We start from the raw sequence: 21,066 nt of genomic DNA on the forward strand, positions 1-21,066 counted from the left end.
CGCCTCTTTTTTTATGCGTGACGGCTGGCATGTGCCCGGCGATGGAATTTCCGGCATGGTTGACTGTCTGTAACACGCCGAGCGAACTTGCGGTCCGGTCGACCGATCGATCAGGCCGCCGTCGCCTCAACCACGGAACGCCTCATGGATACACCCGAAACCGGGCCTTCGAGCCACCTGCAATCCTCCTTTGCGCAGCTGCGCGACGATCTGCAGCAATGCATCATCGGCCAGCCGCATCTGGTGCAATGCCTGCTGGTGGCGCTGCTGGCGGACGGCCACCTGCTGGTCGAGGGTGCGCCCGGGCTGGCCAAGACCACTGCAGTCAAGGCGCTCGCGGCGCGGATCGAGGCAGACTTCCACCGCGTGCAGTTCACCCCCGACCTGCTGCCGGCGGACCTCACCGGCACCGATGTCTTCCGTCCGCAATCGGGCAGCTTCGAATTCGAGCGCGGCCCGCTGTTCCACAACATCGTTCTCGCCGACGAGATCAACCGCGCGCCGGCCAAGGTGCAGTCGGCCCTGCTCGAGGCGATGGCCGAGCAGCAGATCACCGTCGGTCGTCGCACCTGGCAGCTGCCCGAGCTGTTCATGGTGATGGCGACGCAGAATCCCATCGAGCAGGAAGGCACGTTCACCTTGCCCGAGGCCCAGCTCGATCGCTTCCTGATGCATGTGACGATCGGCTATCCCGATGCCGCCGCCGAGCTGGCGATCCTCAAGCTCGCCCGTGAACAGGCGAGTCGTCGGGCCCATCCGGTGGCCGCCGCTCCTGCGCTGTTGAGCCAGGCCGACGTGTTCGCCGCACGCGACGCGGCGATGGCGGTGCACATGGCGCCGGCGCTGGAGGAGTACCTGACCCAGCTGGTGCTGGCCACCCGCGATGCCGGGCACTACGGGCCGGAATTGAAGCGCTGGATCGCCTGGGGCGGCAGCCCGCGCGCCACCATCGCGCTGGATCGCTGTTCGCGGGCCCAGGCGTGGTTGTCGGGGCGCGCTTACGTGCTGCCCGAGGATGTGCACGCGATTGCCCATGAAGTGCTGCGCCATCGCGTGCTGCTCAGCTACGAGGCCGAGGCCGAAGGCGTGCGGCCCGACCAGGTGATCGGTCGCCTGCTGGATCTCGTGCCGCTGCCGTGAACGCCGTCGTCTCCCGAGCCGCCGACGGCGATGGACTCAGCCGGGTATCGCTGTCCGAACTGATCGCCTTGCGTGCCAGGGTCGGCAAGGTGCGGCTGGCGCCCTTGCTGAGCCGTGCCGCCCGCAGCGGCCAGCAGTCCAGCCGTCTATACGGCCGCGGCATGGACTATGCGGAATCGCGGGTCTACCAGGCCGGTGACGACGTGCGTCGGCTCGACTGGCGGCTGACCGCGCGCAGCGGCAAGCTGCATACCAAGCTGTTCCAGGAGGATCGCGAAGGCTGCCTGCTGATCCTGCTCGACACGCACGCCAGCATGCGTTTCGGCACCCGCGTGCGCTTCAAGTCGGTGCAGGCCGCGCGCGCGGCGGCGGCGGCGGCCTGGTGCGCGGTGCGCGCCGGCGAACGCGTCGGCGTGATGGCGTACGGACACGCCGACCAGCTGGTGCGGCCACAGGCTGGCCCGCGTGGCGCGCTGGCGGTGTGCGGCGCCATGGCCGAGTGGGATGCGCACGCTGGGCCGGATCGGCTCGAACCGCTTTCCGATGCGCTGGCGCGTGCCGGCCGCGTCCTGCACGGGGCCAGCCGCGTGCTGCTGATCAGCGACGGCTTCAGTTGCGACGATGCGGCGCGCAAGCGGCTGCTCGATCTGGGCCGCCATGCGCAGGTCAGCGTGCTGGCAGTGGCCGACGTGCTGGAACTGGCGCCGGCGACGCCGGGTCGTTACCCGCTGGAGCATGCCGGCGAACGCTGCGAGGTGATGCTGCAGTCCGAGCGACAGCGTGGCGATTTCCAACGTGCGCTGGGGGCCGGGCAGGCGCGACTGGGTGAACTGGCCCGTTCGCTGGGGCTGCGCTGCAGCAGCATCGACACCACGGCGGATGCCTTCGATGCGGTGAGCGGCCTGCTTGGCACGCGGAGGGGTGCCCGATGATCGCGCCCGACGGCCCGCAACTGCGCGACATCCATCTGCCCGCCGAGCCGGCGTGGTGGCCGCCGGCGCCGGGCTGGTGGGCGCTCGCGGTCATCGCGCTGCTAATGATAGGCGTGGCGATCGTGTTCGTCCGCAAGTATCGGGATGTGCTGCGCCGGCGGCGCGAGGTGATGAGCGAACTGGAGCGGATGGCTGCGCAATACGATCGGGATGCCGACGCGGCGCGACTGGTCAGCGGACTGCATCAGCTGCTGCGCCGGGTCGCGCGTCGTCACGATGCGCGTTCCACCCGGCAGCGTGGCGAGGCCTGGCGACGCACGCTCGCGCGGGTGCCGCTGGATGCGGCGACGATGGCGCAACTGGCGGAGCTGGAGCAACACCTCTATCGACCGCCGACGGCATTCGACCACGTCGCGACGATTAGCGCCGTGCGTCGCTGGCTGCAGCAGGCGCTGCGGCCGCGACACTGGAAGCCGCTGCCCGCGGAGCAGGCCGATGGCTGAGTTCGCCTGGCCCTGGGTGATCGTGTTGTTGCCGCTGCCGTGGCTGCTGCGGCGCTGGCTGCGTCCCGTTGCGCCCGGCCAGGCTTTGCATCTGCCGCAACCTGGCGTGCGCCTGGCCAGCGTAGCCGGCAAGCGCGCGAGTGGACTGACGCCCTGGCTGCTGGCGCTGGCCTGGCTGTGCCTGCTGGCGGCCGCGGCGCGACCGCAATGGGTGGGCCCGCCGCAGGCGCAGCAGCGCAGTGGACGAGCGCTGATGCTGGCGGTGGACCTGTCCGGCAGCATGCGCACCGGCGACATGCAGCTGGCCGGACAGCAGGTCAATCGCTTCGCGGCGGTCGAGGCGATTGCCGGCGACTTCATCGCCCGCCGCAACGGCGACGAGATGGGCCTGATCCTGTTCGGCAGCCAGGCCTTCCTGGTCACGCCGCTGACCTACGATCTTTCCGCCGTGCGCGCGCAGTTGCAGGGCGCGGCGGTGGGGCTCGCCGGCACTGAAACGGCCATCGGCGACGCCATCGCGGTGGCGGTCAAGCGCCTGTCGGCCTTGCCCGAGCAGGCCCGCGTGCTGGTGCTGCTCACCGACGGCGTCAACAACGCGGGCAGCATTGCGCCCCGCGACGCGGCCCGCGCCGCGAAGGCGGCCGGCGTGCGGATCTACACCATCGGCATCGGCGCCACGCGGCTGCGCATCCCCGGCTTCTTCGGCAGCCAGCTGGTCAATCCTTCGGCGGACCTCGACGCCGACATGCTCACCGACATCGCCACGCAGACCGGCGGCCGCTTCTTCCGCGCCACCGACAGCAGCGAACTGGCCGCAGCATACCGGGCGATCGATGCGCTGGAGCCGATGCCGCAGCATGGCCCGGCGCTGCGCCCGCGCCACGAGTTGTTCCGCTGGCCGTTGCTGGCGGCGATCGCGCTGGCTTTGCTGGTGGTGCTGCCGCAGCGCTTCTCGCGCGGGCCGGAGCGGTCGGCATGAACGAGTTGCTGCAGCAGTTCCATTTCCTCCGGCCGGGCTGGCTGCTCGGCCTGCTGGCACTGCCGCTGATCGGCTGGTTCGGCACGCGCCGCGATGGCGGACAGGTTGCGTTGTCGCATCTGGTCGATCCGGCCCTGCTGCCGCACCTTTTGCGCGGTCGCGCCCGCCATGCCCGTTTGCCGGTGTGGCTGTTCGCGCTGGCCTGGACCCTGGCTGCGCTGGCCCTGGCCGGACCGACCTGGAGCCGCATCGAACAACCCCTGTATGCCAGCCGCCCGGCGCAGGTGGTGGCGATCTCGTTGTCGCAGCACATGCTGGCCCGTGACGTCGCGCCCAGTCGGCTGGATCGCGCGCGCTACAAGGCGCGCGACCTGTTGCGCGCAAACCGGGACGGTCTGAACGCGCTGGTCGGTTACGCGGGCGAAGCCTTCGTGGTGGCGCCGTTGACCGCCGATGCACACAGCCTGGATGACCTGCTCGACGCGATGGCGCCCGACACCATGCCGGTGGATGGCGACAACGCCGCCGCCGCGATCGAACGGAGCGTGACGCTGATCCACGAGGGCAAGGCCGGCGGTGGTTCGCTGGTGCTGATCACCGACCAGGCTGATGCGGCGGCGCAGGCGGCGGCGCGCAAGGCAAACGCCGCGGGCGTGCACGTGTCGGTGCTCGGCGTGGGCACGCCCGCCGGCGGTCCGGTGCCCTCGCCGGATGGCGGCTTCCTGCGCGACGCGGGCGGCAACATGGTGCTGTCGCGTCGCGATGACGCCGCGCTCGGCGCACTGGCCGCCGCCGGCGGTGGACGCTACGTGGTGATGAGCGCCGACCAGGCCGACATCGACGCCCTGCACGGCGAGTTGCGCCACACCCGCGCGACCCTGGCCGAAGGCCGGGTCGGCGACGAGTGGCAGGATCGCGGTCCGTGGTTGCTGCTGCCGCTGTTGCTGATCGCCGCGATGGCGTTCCGTCGTGGCTGGTTGCTGGTCGTGCCGCTGCTGGTGTTGCCGTTGTTGCCCGGCACCGCTTCGGCCACCAGCTGGAAAGACCTGTGGCAACGCCCCGACCAGCAGGCGGCGCAGGCCCTGCGCCAGGGCGACGCGAAGCGCGCCCTGCAGCTGGCCCGCGATCCGGCCTGGCGTGGCGCCGCCGCTTATCGTGCAGGCGACTACCAGGCGGCGGTGCAATCCCTGCACGAGGTTCCCGGCAGCGACGGCGCCTACAACTTGGGCAATGCGCTGGCGAAACAGGGCGAATACAAGCAGGCGATCGCCGCCTATGACGAAGCCCTGAAGCGCGATCCGGCCAACGCCGACGCCAAGGCGAACCGGCAGGCGGTCGAGGACTGGCTGCGCCAGCAACAGCAGCAGTCGCCGCAGGACCAGAAGGAACACGAAGGCCACGACGGCAAGAAGAACCAGTCGTCGGCGGGCGAGCAGGGCAAGGCTGGCCAGCAGGGTTCGCAGGGCCAGCAGAAGAACGGCGAGGGCCAGGATCAGCCGTCCGGACAAGCCGGCAAGGGCGACCAGCCGCAGGACGAGAACGGCAGGCGCGACTCGTCGCAGGAGCCATCCGGCAAGGAAGGCGAGAACCAGACCAAGCCACAGACCGCGCAGGAACAGGCCGAACAGAAGGCGCAGGCCGAACGTGCGCAGCAGGCGTTGAAACGGCAGATGGACGAGGCGCTGGCCCGGCAGGCCGGGGACAAGAGCAAGGACGGCCACCAGCTCGGCGCGCTGGCCAAGGACGATCCGCAGGCGAAGCTGCCGGCGGATCTGCGCCACGCGCTGCAGCGCGTGCCGGACGATCCCGGCGCGCTGTTGCGGCGCAAGTTTCAGCTCGAGTACCAGCAGCGCCACGGTGGCGCCACGAACGAGGATGGAGAACCGTGATCCTGCGAAAGTTCATCGGCGGATGCCTGCTGGCGCTGGCCTTGCTGCCGGCGCTGGCACTGGCCGGCGACGTCTCCGCCACGCTGGATCGAAACGATGTCCAGCTGGGCGAGACGGTGACGCTCAACGTGCGGGTCAACGGCCAGGGCATGGGTGTCGCCGCGCCCGACCTGGGCGCGTTGAACCGGGACTTCCAGATCCTCGGCAGCTCGCAGAACAGCAGCTACAGCATGGTCAACGGCAAGGCCAGCGCCGAGCTGACCTTCGGTATCGCGCTGCGCCCGCGGCACACCGGCGTACTGCAGATTCCTGCGCTGAGCGTGGCCGGCGGCCAGACCACGCCGCTGCAACTCACGGTGACCGCGCCCGATCCGAATGCGGCCAGCGCCTCATCGAAAGACGTGTTCATGGAGTCGCAGATCAATCCGGCACAGGGCTATGTCGGCCAGCAGTTCACCTACCTGACGCGGCTGTATTACGCCGCCCGCATCGGTGGTGACGCGCCGCAGCCGCCGCAGGTCGCCGGCGTGGAAATTGTGCCGCTGGGCAAGGGCCTCAACTACGACACCGAGCGCGGCGGCCGCAGCTATCACGTGCTCGAACAGCGCTACGCGGTGACGCCGCAACATGCCGGCAAGGTGGAAATTCCGCCGGTCGATTTCGAAGGCCAGGCGGCCGATCCGAGCGATCCGGACAGTTTCTTCGGCGCCACCGTGCCGGTCAGCGCCAGCGCCCCGGCGCAGACCCTGGACGTGAAGGCGGCGCCAGCGGACTTCGGCGGCAGCGCATGGCTGCCCGCGCGCGAACTGAGCCTGAGCCTGGACGGCTGGCCCACGGCGCAGGACGCCGCGCCACGGGTCGGCCAGCCGTTCAACCTCACGATGAATCTGCAGGCCACCGGACTGTCGCAGGAAGCCCTGCCGGCGCTGAGCCTGCCGCCGCTGGATGGCGCCACCGTCTACCCGGACAAGCCGGTGAGCGGCAATCGCCAGGACGGCGAATGGGTCACCGGCCGGCGCCAGCAGTCGTTCGCGATCGTGCCCGAACGCGCCGGTCCGCTGACCATTCCCGCCACCACGCTGAAGTGGTGGAACGTGGTCAGCGACAAAATGGAAGTGGCGCGGATACCCGCCCATACGATCGACGTGCTGCCCGCCGTGGGCGCGCCAGCCACGCCACCGGCAGCGGCGGCATCCACGGCGGCGGTGACGGGCGACCACACTGTGGCCACCGGCTCGCCGGACGCGACGACAGGCACGCCGTGGCGCTGGATCGCGCTGGCCAGTTTCGGACTGTGGGCGCTCAGCCTGGCGGTCTGGTGGTGGTGGCGTCGCCGTTCCGGTGAGGCGGCGACGCCCGTCGCGCCCGCGCGGTCGTCCGCCCGAAATGCCCAGCTGGCGTTCCTGGCCGCCGCACGCGGCAGCGATCCGGCGGCGCAGGCGCGCGGTCTGCTGGCGTGGGCGCGGGCGGAACGTCCAGCGATCCAGCATCTGGGCGATCTGTCGGCGGCGCTGGATGATCCGCGCCAGCATGCGGCGATCGCCGCGCTGCAGCGGCGACATTACGCCGGCGCCACCGTGCCGGAGCCCGACGCGAACCTGGCCGAGGCATTCAAGCGCGGCTTCGCGTGGCGTGCGGCGGATGCGGCAGGCAAGGACTCCGGGCTGGCGCCGTTGTATCCATTCAAGCTGGACTGACCGTTCCGGCCCCGCGCGGCGATGGCGGTTCCCTAGGTGGCAAGTGCCTGTGCGAACACCGCGCGCATCGCCTCGCTGAAACAGCACAACGTGACGTCGATGCCTTCGTCGTCGGTCAGCTCCTCGCGCAGCGTGCGCACCGCCACCGTGGCGGCCAGTTCGGGCGGGTAGCCGTAGACGCCGCAGCTGATCGCGGGAAAGGCGATCGTCTGCAGTTCCCGTTCGCGCAGCAGGCGCAGTGCATTGCGATAGCACTGGCCCAGCAAGCGCGCTTCGTCGTGGTGGCCGCCATGCCAGACCGGTCCCACCGTGTGGATCACGTGGCGCGCGGGCAAGTCGAAGCCCGGCGTGATGCGTGCCTCGCCGGTGGGACAGCGCACGCCGGGAGCGGACTGGGGAAGCACGCGGCAGGCAGTCAGCAGGCCGGGGCCGGCGGCGCGATGGATCGCGCCGTCGACACCGCCGCCACCGAGCAGGCCGGGGTTGGCCGCGTTGACGATGGCGTCGACGTCGAGGCGGGTGATGTCGGCGTGGAGGGTGCTGATCGGCATGGCTTCGCGCAATGGGCGGCTTGCCCTATGCTTCAGGCAGGCATTCTGGCGCGCTGGAGTTGCAACGCATCATGGCAAAAACGGAAGACATTTCCTTTGGTTACCTGCTCAGCGACGTAACCCTGCTGTTCCGCAAGCACTTCGATCGTCGCGCGGTGAAATTCGGTTTGACCCGCGCCCAGTGGCGTGCCACCAAGATGTTGTACCACCGCGAGGGCCTGCGGCAAAACGAGCTGGCCGAGTTTCTGGAAATGGAACCGATCGCGGTGGGCCGCGTGATCGATCGCCTGCAAGCCGCCGGCTTCGTCGAGCGCCGGCCCGACCCGAAGGATCGCCGCGCATGGCGGCTCTACGTCACCGATCAGGCGAAGGTGATCGTGGGCGACATGGAGGTCATCGCGCGGGAGCTGCGCCGGGACGTTACCCGCGGCATCGATCACGACGAGTTGAAGAAGGCGCTGGCGGTGATCGGCCAGATCAAGGAAAACCTGCAGGCACTGGAACAGGGCCCCGGCGCCGACGATTGATCATCCCGCGGCTGACCAGTGCCATCAGTCGCGGTCATGACTTGCGTCATGCGGGGCATAGTGGGCGGTGTCCCGCCCCCGCGGGGTCAACCGCAGGCGCGCTGCCGCGTTGAACCGTGGCTGCGCCAGCATCGGCCAGTGACCCGCTTCGCCATCGAGCGATCCGCCGTCGTCGCATCAGGCAAGAAGATCGAGAATCCCCCGCGCATGTCCTGGAAAAAAATCGTCCTCGCGCTGGCCGCCCTGCTGGCGGTCGCTGTCGCCGTCCACTTCGGGCGCGGCGGTGGAGGCGGGGCCGACCCGGTTCACGCGCCCGCGGCGGTGCCGGTGGAAGTGGCGACGGTCACGCAGGGTGACATCGAGTTGTCGTTGAAGCTGGTCGGTCGCGTCGAGCCGTGGTCGACGGTGACCTTGCGCGCACGGGTGTCGGGCCAGTTGCAGTCGCTGTCGTTCACGCCCGGCGCGCTGGTGCGCAAGGGCAGCGTGCTGGCGCAGATCGACCCGGCCCTGCTGAAGGCGCAACTGGACCAGGCGCGTGGCAACGTGTCGCGTGACCAGGCGCTGTTGCAAAAGGCCGAGGCCGACCAGCGGCGCTATGCCGACATGCTGGGCAAGGGCTTCGTCTCCAGGGCCGACTACGACCTGTACCAGGCCAACCTCGCCGTGGCCAAGGCCAACCTGCAGACCGATCGCGCCGCGCAGGAACTGGCGCAGACCCAGCTCGACTATGCGCGGATCGTGGCGCCGTTCGACGGCATCGCCGGTGCGCCGCTGGTATACCCCGGCGCGCAGATCAGCGCCGACAGCACCGACATCGTGCTGCTCAACCAGGTCGAGCCGGTGCGCGTGGCGTTCAACATTCCCCAGGACAGCCTGCCGGCCGTGCGCGCTGCGCGGCAGAACGCTGCGCTCGAGGTGCAGGTGGCGATCTCGGGCGATCAGGCCGCGCCGCTGACCGGTGCGCTGGACTTCATCGACAACGCGGTCGACACCAGCACCGGCACCATCGTGCTGAAGGCGCGCTTCGACAACGCCGAGCACCGGCTCACCCCGGGCCAGTTCGTGCAGGTGATGCTGCCGACCACGCGGCTGACCAACGTGGTCAGCGTGCCGGTGCATGCGCTGCAGAGTTCGACCAATGGCAGCTTCGTGTTCGTGCTCGGCGCCGACGGCAAGGTGCAGCAGCGCACCGTCACCACCGGGCCGACCAGCGCGGGGCGCACGGTGATCGACAAGGGCCTGAAGGCCGGCGAGAAGGTGGTGACCGAAGGCCAGATGCTGCTGGTCGACGGCAGTGCTGCCACGGTCAAGCGGGGCTGAGCCGATGAACATCCCCGAGCTCTGCATCCGCCGCCCGGTGATGACCACGCTGCTGATGACGGCGCTGCTGGTGTTCGGCCTGGTTGCCTATCCGCAATTGCCGGTGAACGAGCTGCCGAACGTCGACTTCCCCACCATCAGCATCAGCGCCAGCCTGCCCGGCGCGTCGCCGGAGACGATGGCCTCCGCGGTGGCCACGCCGCTGGAAGGCAAGCTGTCGACGATCGCCGGGATCAGTTCGATGAGCTCGACCAGCGCGCTGGGTTCCACCTCGATCACGCTGACCTTCGAGCTGGACCGCAACATCGACGCGGCGGCGCAGGACGTGCAGTCGGCGATCTCCTCGGCGCTGCGCCAGCTGCCGAAGGAGATGACCACGCCGCCGACCTTCCGCAAGGTCAATCCGGCCGACTCGGCGATCCTGTACCTGGCGATGAGTTCCTCGACGATGCCGCTGACCCAGGTCGACGAATACGCCGAGACCGAGCTGGCGCAGCAGTTGTCGATGATCGATGGCGTGGCCCAGGTCAGCGTGTACGGCTCGCAGAAGTACGCGGTGCGGATCAGCGTGGACCCGGACCGGCTCGCCGCCGCCGGCATCGGCATCGACCAGGTGCAGAACGCGATCGCCGACGCCAACGTCAACCAGTCCACCGGCTCGCTGTACGGATCGCGCCAGCAGCTGCCGATCCGCAGCGACGGCCAGCTGCAGCGCGCCGCCGCGTACAACGACGTGGTGGTCGCGTATCGCAACGGCGCGCCGGTGCACGTGGGCGACATCGGCGTGGCGCGCGACAGCGTGCAGGATGACCAGAAGTCCAGCTCGTACAACGGCACCCGCGCGATCGTGCTGGCGATCCAGCGCCAGCCCGGTGCGAACACGGTGGCCACGGTGGACCGGATCAAGGCCGTGCTGCCGAGCTTCCGCGCCAGCCTGCCGCCGTCGGTGAAACTGGAGACGCTGTACGACCGCTCGCAGTCGATCCGCGCCTCGGTCGACGACGTGCAGTTCACCCTGCTGCTGGCTGGCGCGCTGGTGGTGTTCGTGATCTACCTGTTCCTGGGCAGCCTGTCGGCCACGCTGATCCCCGCGGTAGCCTTGCCGATCTCGGTGCTGGGCACGTTCGGCGTGATGTACGCGCTGGGCTACAGTCTCGACAATCTCTCGCTGCTGGCGTTGACCCTGGCGGTCGGTTTCGTGGTGGACGACGCGATCGTGATGCTGGAGAACATCGTGCGCCACATGGAAGCCGGCGTGCCGCCGTACGAGGCGGCGCTGCAGGGTGCCGGCGAGATCGGCTTCACCATCTTCTCGATGACGCTGTCGCTGATCGCCGTGTTCATCCCGGTGATGTTCATGGGCGGCATCGTGGGCCGGCTGTTCCACGAGTTCGCGATCGTGATCAGCGTGGCGATCCTGATTTCCGGTATCGTGGCGATCACGCTGACGCCGATGCTGTGCAGCCGCTTCGTCAAGGCGCACGGCCATGGCGATGCCGACAAGAGCAGGAAGAACTGGCTGGTCGGCGGCTTCGATCGCGGTTTCAACGCGGTGCAACGCGGCTATGGCGACAGCCTGCGCTGGTGCATGGACCGACCGCGACTGGTGCTGGCCGCGTTCGGCCTCAGCCTGCTGGCCACCACCCTGCTGTTCTACGTGGCGCCGAAGGATTTCATCCCGGCCGGCGACAACGGCACCCTGCATGTCAACACCGAGGGGCCGGAGGATGTGTCCTTCGACGGCATGCTGGCGCGCCAGCAGAAGCTGGTCGACATCGTGGCGGCGGACCCGAACATCGACGGCTACATGTCCAGCATCGGCGCCGGCGGCTCGCGCAGCACGGTCAACAACGGCTCGATCCTGCTGCTGCTGAAGCCGGCGAACCAGCGCAAGCTGGACGTGGACGGGATCACCGCCGAGTTGCGCCGGAAGCTGGCGGCGGTCACCGGCATCCGCGCCTATATCCAGAACACGCCGGCGATCCGCATCGGCGGGCGCCAGTCCAAGGCGCAGTACCAGTACACCTTGCAGTCGATCGACATGCCGGCGCTGTACGACTGGAGCGGTCGGGTCACCCGCGCGTTCGCCGCCTTGCCGGGCTTCGAGGACGTCACCAACGACCTGGACCTCAACAGCCCCTCGATCGTGGTCAAGGTCGACCGCGCCAAGCTGGCGCCGCTCGGTCTCACCATGGCCCAGGTGCAGACCGCGCTGGGCATCGGCTTCGGCGAAAACCAGGTTTCCACCATCTATGGCTCGTCGACCCAGCACTGGGTGATCCTGCAGGTCGAGCGCAAGCTGCAGGACGATCCCTCGGTGCTGTCGCAGCTGTACGTCACCTCGGGCAGCGGCGCGCTGGTGCCGCTCAGCGCGGTGGCCAGCTTCAGCCGCGAACCGCAGGCGCTCACCGTGAATCACCAGGGCCAGCTGCCGGCGGTGACGGTGTCGTTCAACCTCGCCCAAGGTGTCAGTCTCAGCGACGCGGTGGCCAGCATCGACGGCGCGATGCAGACGATGGGCCTGCCGGCGACCATCAGCGGCAGCGTGCAGGGCACCGCGCAGGCGTTCCAGCAATCCCTGCAGGGCATGGGCATGCTGCTGCTGCTGGCGGTGTTCGTGATCTACCTGGTGCTGGGCATCCTGTACGAAAGCTTCATCCACCCGCTGACCATCCTGTCCGGCCTGCCGGCGGCGGCGGTCGGCGCGCTGCTGACCCTGGTGATCTTCCACGCCTCGCTGGACCTGTTCGCCTTCGTCGGCATCGTGATGCTGATCGGCATCGTGAAGAAGAACGCGATCATGCTGATCGACTTCGCGCTGGAGCGTCAGCGCGAGGAAGGCATGCCGCCGGCGCAGGCGATCTTCGAGGCCTGCCGCGTGCGTTTCCGCCCGATCATGATGACCAGCATGGCGGCGATGGCCGGCACCCTGCCGATCGCGCTGAGCATCGGCGCCGGCGCCGAAGTGCGTCGCTCGCTGGGCCTGGCCGTGGTCGGCGGCCTGATCTTCTCGCAGGTGCTGACGCTGTACCTGACGCCGCTGATCTACATCTACATGGATCACCTGCAGCAGCGCTTCGGGCGCAAGCCGCACGTCGATGCCGCCGCCTTGCCGAACGGATCGCGCTGACGCGACGAATATGGCCCGCACGCCCGCTCGTCCGTGAAGGGGGCGCGGCGGCATCTACACGACAACGTCGCCCGGGTTGCGCTAGGGTCACCGCGACCTCAACGGGAGTCATGCCATGTCACGCAACAGCATCCTCGTATCCGCCGCGTTCGTCGCCCTGCTGAACGCCGGTTGTGCCGTTCGCGCCAGCGAGCCGGGCCAGCTGGACGCCGCGGCGCTGCAGGCACAGGCCGCCAGGCCGTGGGACAAGGCCAGCCTGATGCACACGACCGTGGTTCTGGGCAGCTATCGCGGCGTGCCGGTGGTGGCCGAGCATCCCTGTTCGGACGTCTGTCCGCAGTACACCGTGCGGATCATCCACTACCAGCTGCCGGCGGACGCATCGTGCGCCAGCGTGGGCGGCGTGGAGAAACAGGTGCTGGTGCCGATCGCGATCACGGTGCGGCCGAAGACGTTCTGCGTGCCCGAACCACTGGTGGCTTCGGGAGCGTATTACGCGAAGTAGGCGATGCTCCTGCTCCCTCCCCCTGCAACGCAGGGGGAGGGTTGGGGAGGGGGTTCGCTTTTGATCTTTGATCCTGGGGGAAGAGCGACCCCACCCCAGTCCTCCCCTGCGTTGCAGGGGAGGGAGCAAGGCAGAGCTACTCGCCGGCGCCGTCTTTGGCGAACGCACCGGGCGCCGAGCCGAAGTCGCCGTCCGCCTGGGCGGCCATGTACGAGAACGCGGCGTATACCGCCACGTTCTGGGCCAGTTCCTTCGGATCGATCTTGTCCAGCGTGTCGGCGGCGGTGTGGTGCCAATCGAAATACTTCGTGCCGTCCTGGGTCAGCGACAGTGCGGCCATGCCCTTGCCGTGCATCTGCGACAGGTCCGAACCGCCGCCGCCGGGGCGCTTGGCGTCGTAGGCCACGCCGATCGGCGCCAGCACCCTGGCGATCTGTTCGATGGCGCCGCGCGCTTCGGGCTTGACGCTGGCGCTCATCCGCCAGACCTTGCCCGCGCCAAAGTCCGACTCGGTGCCGAGCTGGAATTTCGCCACCTCGTCCGCGTGCTTCTCGGCATAGGCGCGGCCGCCCCACAGGCCCATTTCCTCGTTGGCGAAGGCGATCACGCGGATGGTGCGGTCAGGGCGCTGCGGCAGGTCGTGGATCAGCTTGCCGGCAGCCATCGCGATGGCCACGCCGGCGGCGTCGTCGATCGCGCCGGTACCCGGGTCCCACGAATCCAGATGGCCGCCGATGGCGACCACCTGGTCGGGATGCTTCGCGCCGGTGATCTCGCCGATCACGTTGGCGCCGGTGTATTCACCCTCGATGCCGCAGTCGAGGTCGAGCCTCACCGTCACCGGCTTGCCGTAGGCCAGCACGCGTCCGAGCTGGTCGGCGTCGGGGTTGGATATCGCGGCGGCGGGGATCGTCTTGGCCGGATCGCGGAAGCCGGTCACGCCGGTGTTCGGCGTGCGGCTGTGCGGGTCGGTGCCGGCGGTACGCAGCAGGTAGCCGACGGCGCCCTTGGCCTGGGCCACCACCGGGCCCTGGGTGCGGATCGGCGAGCCGACGCCGTAGTCGTGGCCGTCCCGGTAGCGCTGCATGCGGTAGTCGACGAACACGATCCTGCCCTTGATCGTGGCCGGGTCGGCGGCCTTGAGCGCGTCGAGGCTGTCGAATTTCACCACCTGCGCGGTGAGCCCGCCCTTGGGCGTGCCCGGCGAATAGCCCAGCGCGGTCAGCACCATCGGCTGCGGGAACGGCGACACGATCGCGCCGTGCTCGCTGCGGCGCACCCATTTCGGGTAGGTCACCGCCTCGGTGTAGACCTTGTCGAAGCCCAGAGCCTTGAACTTGGCCACCGCCCAGTCCACGCCGCGCTGGTCGGCCTCGCTGCCGGCCAGGCGCGGGCCGACTTCGGTGGTGAGCGACGTGACGATGCGGTAGCCGGTGTCGTCGTGCATCGCCTTGTCACGCAACTGTTCGGCCGTCTTTACGGCCGTGGCGGGAATCGTGGTGTTGGCGGCGCTGGCGATGCCGCTGGCCAGCAGCAGGCTGGCGGCGAGCAGGGTGAGGGGAAGACGGCGCATCGGGAGACTCCGCGGAGGAAAGCCCGATTATGGCGCTCGGGTCAGGCGGCGCTTAGGCCAGAAGTCATGGGTGGGGAACGGGGAACAGGGAACGGCGAGAGCGATGCGGCTTTGGCTTCCGCTCTTTGTACCCCGTCCCCCGTTCCCGCTTATCCCGTCAAACCGGCCGATTCTTCAGCAGATCGCGGATCTCGGTCAGCAGCGCCACGTCGGCGGGCGGCGCGGCGGGCGCCTCTTCCTGCTTGCGGCTGAGCTTGTTGATGGCCTTGACCACCATGAAGATCGCGAACGCGATGATGAGGAACTGGATCAGGGTGTTGATGAAGGCGCCGTACTGGATCGCCACCTCGGCCACCTTGTGCGCCGGGTCGGTGACGTCAGCGGGCTTGAGCACCCATTTCAGATCGTTGAAGTCGATGCCACCAGTGAGCATGCCGATCGGCGGCATGATGATCTGGTCGACCAGGGAGGTGACGATCTTGCCGAACGCGCCGCCGATGACCACACCGACCGCCAGGTCGATGACGTTGCCGCGCATGGCAAAGGCCTTGAACTCGCTGAGCATGCTCATTGTCTGGTACTCCCTTGATTTGGCCGATTGGCGGGTCGAATGTAGCGCAACCCGCCGGGCTCAGGGGTTGCCGCCGATCACGCGATGCGCCCGTCGAGCGCTGCCACGCCGACCAGTTCGGCGTGAAAGCGGTCGCCCCGCTGCAGGGCGGCGACACCCGCGGGCGTGCCGGTGAAGATCAGGTCGCCGGGCTTCAGTTCGAACAGGGTGGACAGCGCCGCGATGATCTGCGGCACGCCGTGCACCATCTCGCCCAGCCGGGTCTGCTGGCGCAGCTCGCCATTGACGGTGAGCCGCAGCACGCTGTCGTCATCCAGTGCCGCCTCGTGTGCCGGGCGCAGCGCCGACACCGGCGCGGAATGATCGAAGGCCTTGGCCACGTCCCACGGGTGGCCTTTCGCCTTGGCCTGCGCCTGCAGGTCGCGGCGGGTCAGGTCCAGCCCCACGCCGTAGCCGAAGATCAGCGAACCCGCCTGTTCCGGGGCGATGTCGCGGCCACCGCCGGCCAGCGCCACCACCATCTCCACTTCGTGGTGCAGCTCCGTCGTCATCGAGGGATAGGGCACATCCGCACCGTCGCTGACCACCGCGTCGGCCGGCTTGCAGAAGAACATCGGGGCGGACTTGTCCACCACCGCGCCCATCTCGCGGGCGTGCTCGGCGTAGTTGCGGCCGATGCAGAACACGCGGCGGATCGGAAAGCGCTGGTCGCTGCCGATGATCGGCAGGCTGGGGACGGCGGGAGCGGCGATGGCGTAGGTCATGCGGCAAGCGTAGCAAAGGCGGCCCTGTCGGCGCAGGCTGCGGAGCAGGCGCGGGCGTCGGGCTGTCGATCCGCCACGGTCCCGTTCGTCGACAGACAGTGGGGCGGATGACAGCTGTCACGTCCGATGATTGATGCCGGATCATGGCGACGCCCCGGCGCGTCGTTCAAGCTTGTCTCATCGGAAACATGGCCTGGAATGCGGGAGTGGATGTGGACAACACCGAGCTGCTGAAGGAATTACGCATCGAGCGCCATCAACGCGAGGAACACGGCGGTGGCGGCGCCCGCTGGCCGTGGATCGTGGCCGCCGGGCTGGCCCTGGTCGTGCTGCTCGGCGGTGCCGGCTGGTTCTGGCTGGGCCATCGCGCCGTGCCGGTGCAGACCGCGACGGCGGCGGCGGCCAGTGCGGACAGCGGCGCCGGCGCCGTGCTGCAGGCCACCGGTTACGTCACCGCCCGTCGCCAGGCCACCGTGTCCGCCCAGATCACCGGCACGCTGACCGCGGTGCTGATCGAGGAAGGCGACCACGTGAAGCAGGGCCAGGTGCTGGCGCGTCTGGACGACAGCGGCTACCGGGCCAACCTCGCCGCGGCCCGGGCCCAGGCCGACGCGGCGCATGCGCAGGTCGCCCAGTACCAGGCGCAACTGGCCCAGGGCGTGGCCGATGCGCGGCGGCTGCAGTCGCTGGTCGGTCGCGGGCTGGTCTCGAAGCAGAGTGCCGAGCAGGCGCAGACCCAGGTGGACAGCCTGCGTGCCCAGCTCGGCGCGCAGCGCCAGCAGGCCAAGTCCGCCGATGCGCAGGCCGCCGTGGCCCAGGTCAATTTCGACTACTGCGTGGTGCGCGCGCCGTTCAGCGGCGTGGTCACCACCAAGGACGCGCAGGTGGGCGAGATCATCTCGCCGCTGTCCGCCGGTGGCGGCTTCACCCGCACCGGCGTCGGCACCATCGTCGACATGAGTTCGCTGGAAGTGGACGTGGACGTCAACGAGGCCTATATCGGCCGGGTCAAGCCGGGCATGTCGGCCGAAGCCGTGCTGGATGCCTACCCGGACTGGAAGATTCCCGCCCGCGTGGTCGCCATCGTGCCCACCGCCGATCGTGGCAAGGCCACCATCAAGGTGCGCGTGGCGCTGGAACAGAAAGATGCACGCGTGGTTCCCGACATGGGCGTGCGGGTGTCCTTCCTGGAAGAGCGGCCGGATGCCACCGCGCCGGTCCCGCAAGGCGTGCTGGTGCCGGCCACGGCGATCGTGCAGCGCAACGGCCGCAGCGTGGTGTTCGTGGTCGACGGCGGCGCAGTGCGCCAGCGCACCGTCAGTCCCGCGGCGCAGGCCCAGGGCGAGTTGCGCCTGCTGCCGGCCGCGGTGAAGCCGGGCGACAGCGTGGTGCTGGCCCCGCCAGCCGACCTGCACGACGGTTCGGCCGTGCAGACGAAAGCGGCCACGCCATGAGTCATGAACAGATGTCCTCTTGCGGCGGCCTCCGTCGCGACCGTCACGAAGCCTTCGGAGAAACAGCATGGGCACCCTGATCGATATCCAGAACCTGGCCAAGACCTATGAGCGCGGCAAGCAGAAGGTCGAGGTGTTGCACCACGTCAACCTGGCGATCGCCGAGGGCGACTTCCTGGCCCTGATGGGCCCGTCCGGTTCCGGCAAGACCACCTTGCTCAACCTGATCGGCGGACTCGATACGCCCAGCGCGGGCAGCATCAGCGTGGGCGGCCAGCGCATCGATCAGCTCGGTGGCGGCGCGCTGGCCAAGTGGCGTGCGTCGAACGTGGGCTTCATCTTCCAGTTCTACAACCTGATGCCGATGCTGTCGGCGCAGCGCAATGTCGAACTGCCGCTGCTGCTGACCAAGCTGTCGGCGTCGCAGCGCCGGAAGAACGCGGCGATCGCGTTGCAACTGGTCGGCCTCGCCGATCGCGCCAGCCACAAGCCGAGCGAACTCTCCGGCGGCCAGCAGCAGCGCGTGGCGATCGCCCGCGCGATCGTCTCCGATCCCGAGCTGCTGGTCTGCGACGAGCCCACCGGCGACCTCGACCGCCAGTCCGCCGAAGACGTGCTCGGCCTGCTGCAGCAGCTCAACCGCGAGCACGGCAAGACCATCGTGATGGTCACCCATGATCCGAAGGCGGCCGAATACGCCAGCCATACGCTGCATCTGGACAAGGGCACGTTGGTCGAGCAGGGAGCGCTGGCGTGATGGGCTTGCGGCGAAGAGCGACCCCACCCCGGCCCTCCCCTGCGATGCAGGGGAGGGAGCGCAGCGGCTTTGCCCCTCCCCCTGCTTGCAGGGGGAGGTTGGGAGGGGGTAAGGCTTTTGACCTTGCGATCAAGAGCGACCCCACCCCAACCCTCCCCTGTAAACAGGGGAGGGAGCTTTACGCGCACTTCTCCGGCTTCCGCGTCGCCGTGCCGACGTGGCAGCGCCGTGATCCGCAGAGGATTCCGTCATGAAATATCTCCACCTGATCTGGGCCGCGCTGTTCCGGCGCAAGACCCGCACCTTCCTCACCCTGGTCTCGATCATCGCCGCGTTCCTGCTGTTCGGCATGCTCGACGCGGTGCGCACCTCGTTCGACCAGGCGGGCAAGAGCGCCAATGGCGCCGAACGCCTGCAGACCGGCTCGAAGCTGTCCTTCATCCAGACCCTGCCGTCGTCGCTGGAGCTGCCGATCGGCAAGGTGCCCGGGGTCAAGGCGGTGGCCTATGCGAACTGGTTCGGCGGGGCCTACCAGGACCCGCACAACCAGATCTTCAGCTTCGCGGTGAGCCCGAACTACATCGACCTGTTCCCCGAGGTCGAGGTGCCGGCGGCGCAGCGCAAGGCGTTCGACGAGACCCGCACCGGCGTGCTGGTCGGCGAGGACCTCGCGGCGAAATATCACTGGAAGGTCGGCGACAAGCTGCCGCTGCAGTCCACCATCTTCCCCACCCATGACGGCAGCAAGAACTGGTCGTTCGACATCGTGGGCATCCTGCATCCGAAGGACAAGAACGCCGGCGGCATGTTCAAGCAGCTGATCCTGCTGCACTGGAAATACTTCGACGACAGCACGCCCTACAACCGCGGCGCGGTGGGCTGGTACGTCAGCCGCGTCAGCGACGTGAACCAGGCCGATCGCGTGGCCAAGGCGATCGACGCGATCTCGGCCAACTCCGACCACGAGACCCGCACGCAGACCGAACAGGCCGCCGCGGCGAACTGGATCAAGCAGCTGGCCGACATCGGCCTGATCGTCAGCTCGATCATGGGCGCGGTGTTCTTCACCCTGATGCTGCTGTCGGGCAACACCATGATGATGGCCGTGCGCGAACGGACGTCCGAACTGGCGGTGCTGAAGACGATCGGCTTCTCCAGCACCAGCGTGCTCGGCATGGTGCTGGCCGAATCCGTGCTGCTGTTGCTGATCGGCGGGGTGATCGGGCTGGGCATCGCCACCGCGCTGATTCCCGTGGTGGCGGCTGGCAGCGGGCTCGGCCTGCCGCCGGTCGGTGCGGGCAACTGGGTGCTCGGCATCGTGCTGATGGCCGTCATCGGCCTGGTGGTGGGAGTGATACCCGCGGTGCGCGCGATGCGCCTGAACATTGTCGATGCACTGGCCGGCCGCTGAGGAGATCACCATGAACAAGTTCGGAAATTTCATGATCGGCCTGGGCCTGGTCGTTGCGCTGGTGGTCACGCTGGGCATATGGGTGCGCCTGCCATGGCCGGCGGTGCTGGGGCTTGCCGTGCTGTTCGCACTGTGGATGGCGCTGACCCGACAAGGCCGCCAGGCATCCTCGGTCACGGCAGTCGGCGTCAGCACCTTGCGCCAGCGGCTGGGTTCCTCTTCGGTGATCGTGATTGGCATTGCCGGCGTGGTCGGCGTGCTGGTGGCCTTGCTGGCGATGGGCGAGGGCTACAGCGAAACACTGCGCAGGACCGGCAGCACCGACACCGCCATCGTGATGCGCGGTGCGTCCGCGTCGGAAGTGATGTCGGTGCTGGAACGCGACAACGTGGTGGTGATTCCGCAGGTCGCCGGCATCGCCCGCGACGCCCAGGGCAAGCCGATCGCCTCGCCGGAGATCGTGGTCGCCGCGAACCTGCAGCTGAAGGGTGGCACCGAGGACGACGTCGGCAGCGTGCAACTCCGCGGCATCGGCGACGAGGCGTGGACGGTGCGGCCGAACGTCAAGGTTGTCGCCGGGCGCAAGTTCAAGCCCGGCATGCATGAGCTGATGGTGGGGCAGGGCGCCCAGCGCGAATTCGCCGGCCTCGAGGTCGGCCACCAGGTGAAGCTGGGCAACCAGCTGTGGACCGTGGTCGGCCAGTTCGCCTCCGGCGATGCGCTGGATTCGGAACTGTGGGCCGACGCCAACGTGGTCGCCGATGCCTATCGCCGCGGCGGCAGCCGCAACTCGGTGACGCTGAAGCTGGCCGACCCGAACGGTTTCGACGCGTTCAAGGCCTCGCTCGAAGCCGACCCGCGGCTGAAGGTCGACGTCGACACCACCCTCGACTACTTCAGCAAGCAGTCCGAAGGCACCAGCAAGATGATCCAGGGCATCGGCATCACCGTCGGCGTGATCATGGCGATCGGTGCGATCTTCGGCGCGCTCAACTGCATGTTCGCCGCTGTCGCCGCCCGCGCCCGCGAAATCGCCACGCTGCGCGCGATCGGTTTCCGCGGCACGCCGGTGGTGGTGGCGATCATGCTGGAAACGATGCTGCTGGCGCTGATCGGCGGCCTGCTCGGCGGCACCCTGGCGTGGCTGATCTTCAACGGCTATACCGCCTCCACGCTGGCGGCCGGTTCGGTGGGCAAGCTCAGCTTCGAGTTCAGCGTCACCCCCGCGCTGCTGTGGAGTGGCCTGAAATGGGCGCTGGCGATCGGCTTCATCGGCGGCCTGTTCCCCGCCGTGCGCGCCGCGCGCTTGCCGGTGACCACCGCGCTGCGCGAGCTGTAAACGCAAACCGCAGGAGCGCACCCT

Annotated in this window: 18 protein-coding genes; 14 read left to right on the forward strand and 4 right to left on the reverse strand. The window is 68.8% G+C overall.

Translation table 11 applies throughout. The features are described from left to right. Nucleotides 1-144 precede the first annotated feature (144 nt). The 6 genes from ASD55_RS03690 to ASD55_RS03715 are packed head-to-tail and all read left to right on the forward strand — an operon-like array spanning nt 145 to nt 7,140. Nucleotides 145-1,140, forward strand: a complete 996-nt coding sequence (locus ASD55_RS03690; protein WP_056763793.1) for a MoxR family ATPase — start codon at nt 145-147, stop codon at nt 1,138-1,140. Further along, nucleotides 1,137-2,072 (forward strand): DUF58 domain-containing protein, encoded by a 936-nt coding sequence (locus ASD55_RS03695; protein WP_056763795.1) that lies wholly within the window; start codon nt 1,137-1,139, stop codon nt 2,070-2,072. Before ASD55_RS03690 ends, ASD55_RS03695 begins: the two co-directional genes overlap by 4 nt. Beyond that, complete coding sequence (locus ASD55_RS03700) at nt 2,069-2,575, forward strand: DUF4381 domain-containing protein (protein WP_056763796.1); 507 nt, start codon at nt 2,069-2,071, stop codon at nt 2,573-2,575. Before ASD55_RS03695 ends, ASD55_RS03700 begins: the two co-directional genes overlap by 4 nt. Further along, nucleotides 2,568-3,554, forward strand: coding sequence for a VWA domain-containing protein (locus tag ASD55_RS03705; protein WP_056763798.1), 987 nt, complete (start codon nt 2,568-2,570; stop codon nt 3,552-3,554). The genes ASD55_RS03700 and ASD55_RS03705 overlap by 8 nt, the downstream gene beginning before the upstream one ends. Continuing rightward, complete coding sequence (locus ASD55_RS03710; protein ID WP_056763799.1) at nt 3,551-5,443, forward strand: tetratricopeptide repeat protein; 1,893 nt, start codon at nt 3,551-3,553, stop codon at nt 5,441-5,443. Before ASD55_RS03705 ends, ASD55_RS03710 begins: the two co-directional genes overlap by 4 nt. Beyond that, on the forward strand, nt 5,440-7,140 hold the full coding sequence (locus ASD55_RS03715) for a BatD family protein (protein WP_056763801.1): 1,701 nt from the start codon (nt 5,440-5,442) through the stop codon (nt 7,138-7,140). The genes ASD55_RS03710 and ASD55_RS03715 overlap by 4 nt, the downstream gene beginning before the upstream one ends. 32 nt (nt 7,141-7,172) lie before the next feature. Here the strand turns inward: ASD55_RS03715 and ASD55_RS03720 are convergent, their stop codons facing one another. Beyond that, a complete protein-coding gene (locus ASD55_RS03720) occupies nt 7,173-7,691 on the reverse strand; it encodes an O-acetyl-ADP-ribose deacetylase (RefSeq protein WP_056764468.1) in 519 nt (172 codons plus the stop codon). A gap of 71 nt (nt 7,692-7,762) precedes the next feature. On the opposite strand from ASD55_RS03720, the gene ASD55_RS03725 reads away from it, so the two are divergent. The 4 genes from ASD55_RS03725 to ASD55_RS03740 all read left to right on the forward strand — a co-directional run bounded on the left by ASD55_RS03725 (nt 7,763) and on the right by ASD55_RS03740 (nt 13,173). Further along, nucleotides 7,763-8,218: a MarR family transcriptional regulator gene (locus ASD55_RS03725; RefSeq protein ID WP_056764470.1), complete on the forward strand. Its 456-nt coding sequence runs from the start codon at nt 7,763-7,765 to the stop codon at nt 8,216-8,218. A gap of 207 nt (nt 8,219-8,425) precedes the next feature. Next, complete coding sequence (locus ASD55_RS03730; RefSeq protein WP_056764471.1) at nt 8,426-9,538, forward strand: efflux RND transporter periplasmic adaptor subunit; 1,113 nt, start codon at nt 8,426-8,428, stop codon at nt 9,536-9,538. 4 nt (nt 9,539-9,542) lie between these two features. Next, on the forward strand, nt 9,543-12,668 hold the full coding sequence (locus tag ASD55_RS03735; RefSeq protein ID WP_056763803.1) for an efflux RND transporter permease subunit: 3,126 nt from the start codon (nt 9,543-9,545) through the stop codon (nt 12,666-12,668). Nucleotides 12,669-12,783: 115 nt separating this feature from the next. Continuing rightward, a complete protein-coding gene (locus ASD55_RS03740; RefSeq protein WP_056763804.1) occupies nt 12,784-13,173 on the forward strand; it encodes a hypothetical protein in 390 nt (129 codons plus the stop codon). Between the two features lie 136 nt (nt 13,174-13,309). Here the strand turns inward: ASD55_RS03740 and ASD55_RS03745 are convergent, their stop codons facing one another. The 3 genes from ASD55_RS03745 to ASD55_RS03755 all read right to left on the reverse strand — a co-directional run bounded on the left by ASD55_RS03745 (nt 13,310) and on the right by ASD55_RS03755 (nt 16,081). Next, nucleotides 13,310-14,746 carry a M20/M25/M40 family metallo-hydrolase gene (locus ASD55_RS03745; protein ID WP_056763806.1) on the reverse strand — a complete coding sequence of 479 codons (1,437 nt, stop codon included), beginning with the start codon at nt 14,744-14,746 and terminating at the stop codon, nt 13,310-13,312. Between the two features lie 157 nt (nt 14,747-14,903). Next, a complete protein-coding gene (gene mscL, locus ASD55_RS03750) occupies nt 14,904-15,317 on the reverse strand; it encodes a large-conductance mechanosensitive channel protein MscL (protein ID WP_056763807.1) in 414 nt (137 codons plus the stop codon). Nucleotides 15,318-15,394: 77 nt separating this feature from the next. Then, nucleotides 15,395-16,081 (reverse strand): fumarylacetoacetate hydrolase family protein, encoded by a 687-nt coding sequence (locus ASD55_RS03755; protein WP_056763809.1) that lies wholly within the window; start codon nt 16,079-16,081, stop codon nt 15,395-15,397. A 206-nt stretch (nt 16,082-16,287) separates the two neighbouring features. On the opposite strand from ASD55_RS03755, the gene ASD55_RS03760 reads away from it, so the two are divergent. From ASD55_RS03760 to ASD55_RS03775, 4 genes are all read left to right on the forward strand, one after another. Next, complete coding sequence (locus tag ASD55_RS03760) at nt 16,288-17,535, forward strand: efflux RND transporter periplasmic adaptor subunit (protein ID WP_235577712.1); 1,248 nt, start codon at nt 16,288-16,290, stop codon at nt 17,533-17,535. Between the two features lie 67 nt (nt 17,536-17,602). Continuing rightward, nucleotides 17,603-18,292 (forward strand): ABC transporter ATP-binding protein, encoded by a 690-nt coding sequence (locus tag ASD55_RS03765; RefSeq protein WP_056763812.1) that lies wholly within the window; start codon nt 17,603-17,605, stop codon nt 18,290-18,292. Between the two features lie 250 nt (nt 18,293-18,542). Next, on the forward strand, nt 18,543-19,703 hold the full coding sequence (locus tag ASD55_RS03770) for an ABC transporter permease (RefSeq protein WP_056763814.1): 1,161 nt from the start codon (nt 18,543-18,545) through the stop codon (nt 19,701-19,703). Between the two features lie 10 nt (nt 19,704-19,713). Further along, nucleotides 19,714-21,042 (forward strand): ABC transporter permease, encoded by a 1,329-nt coding sequence (locus ASD55_RS03775; protein ID WP_056764474.1) that lies wholly within the window; start codon nt 19,714-19,716, stop codon nt 21,040-21,042. Nucleotides 21,043-21,066: the final 24 nt, after the last annotated feature.

The organism is Rhodanobacter sp. Root561, assembly GCF_001427365.1.
GTDB lineage: Bacteria > Pseudomonadota > Gammaproteobacteria > Xanthomonadales > Rhodanobacteraceae > Rhodanobacter.

Coding starts and splice junctions, on each gene's coding strand:
- ASD55_RS03690 (WP_056763793.1), top strand. CDS start 145: ATGGATACACCCGAAACCGGGCCTTCGAGCCACCTGCAATCCTCCTTT.
- ASD55_RS03700 (WP_056763796.1), top strand. CDS start 2,069: ATGATCGCGCCCGACGGCCCGCAACTGCGCGACATCCATCTGCCCGCC.
- ASD55_RS03705 (WP_056763798.1), top strand. CDS start 2,568: ATGGCTGAGTTCGCCTGGCCCTGGGTGATCGTGTTGTTGCCGCTGCCG.
- ASD55_RS03710 (WP_056763799.1), top strand. CDS start 3,551: ATGAACGAGTTGCTGCAGCAGTTCCATTTCCTCCGGCCGGGCTGGCTG.
- ASD55_RS03720 (WP_056764468.1), bottom strand. CDS start 7,691: ATGCCGATCAGCACCCTCCACGCCGACATCACCCGCCTCGACGTCGAC.
- ASD55_RS03725 (WP_056764470.1), top strand. CDS start 7,763: ATGGCAAAAACGGAAGACATTTCCTTTGGTTACCTGCTCAGCGACGTA.
- ASD55_RS03730 (WP_056764471.1), top strand. CDS start 8,426: ATGTCCTGGAAAAAAATCGTCCTCGCGCTGGCCGCCCTGCTGGCGGTC.
- ASD55_RS03735 (WP_056763803.1), top strand. CDS start 9,543: ATGAACATCCCCGAGCTCTGCATCCGCCGCCCGGTGATGACCACGCTG.
- ASD55_RS03740 (WP_056763804.1), top strand. CDS start 12,784: ATGTCACGCAACAGCATCCTCGTATCCGCCGCGTTCGTCGCCCTGCTG.
- ASD55_RS03745 (WP_056763806.1), bottom strand. CDS start 14,746: ATGCGCCGTCTTCCCCTCACCCTGCTCGCCGCCAGCCTGCTGCTGGCC.
- mscL (WP_056763807.1), bottom strand. CDS start 15,317: ATGAGCATGCTCAGCGAGTTCAAGGCCTTTGCCATGCGCGGCAACGTC.
- ASD55_RS03755 (WP_056763809.1), bottom strand. CDS start 16,081: ATGACCTACGCCATCGCCGCTCCCGCCGTCCCCAGCCTGCCGATCATC.
- ASD55_RS03765 (WP_056763812.1), top strand. CDS start 17,603: ATGGGCACCCTGATCGATATCCAGAACCTGGCCAAGACCTATGAGCGC.
- ASD55_RS03770 (WP_056763814.1), top strand. CDS start 18,543: ATGAAATATCTCCACCTGATCTGGGCCGCGCTGTTCCGGCGCAAGACC.
- ASD55_RS03775 (WP_056764474.1), top strand. CDS start 19,714: ATGAACAAGTTCGGAAATTTCATGATCGGCCTGGGCCTGGTCGTTGCG.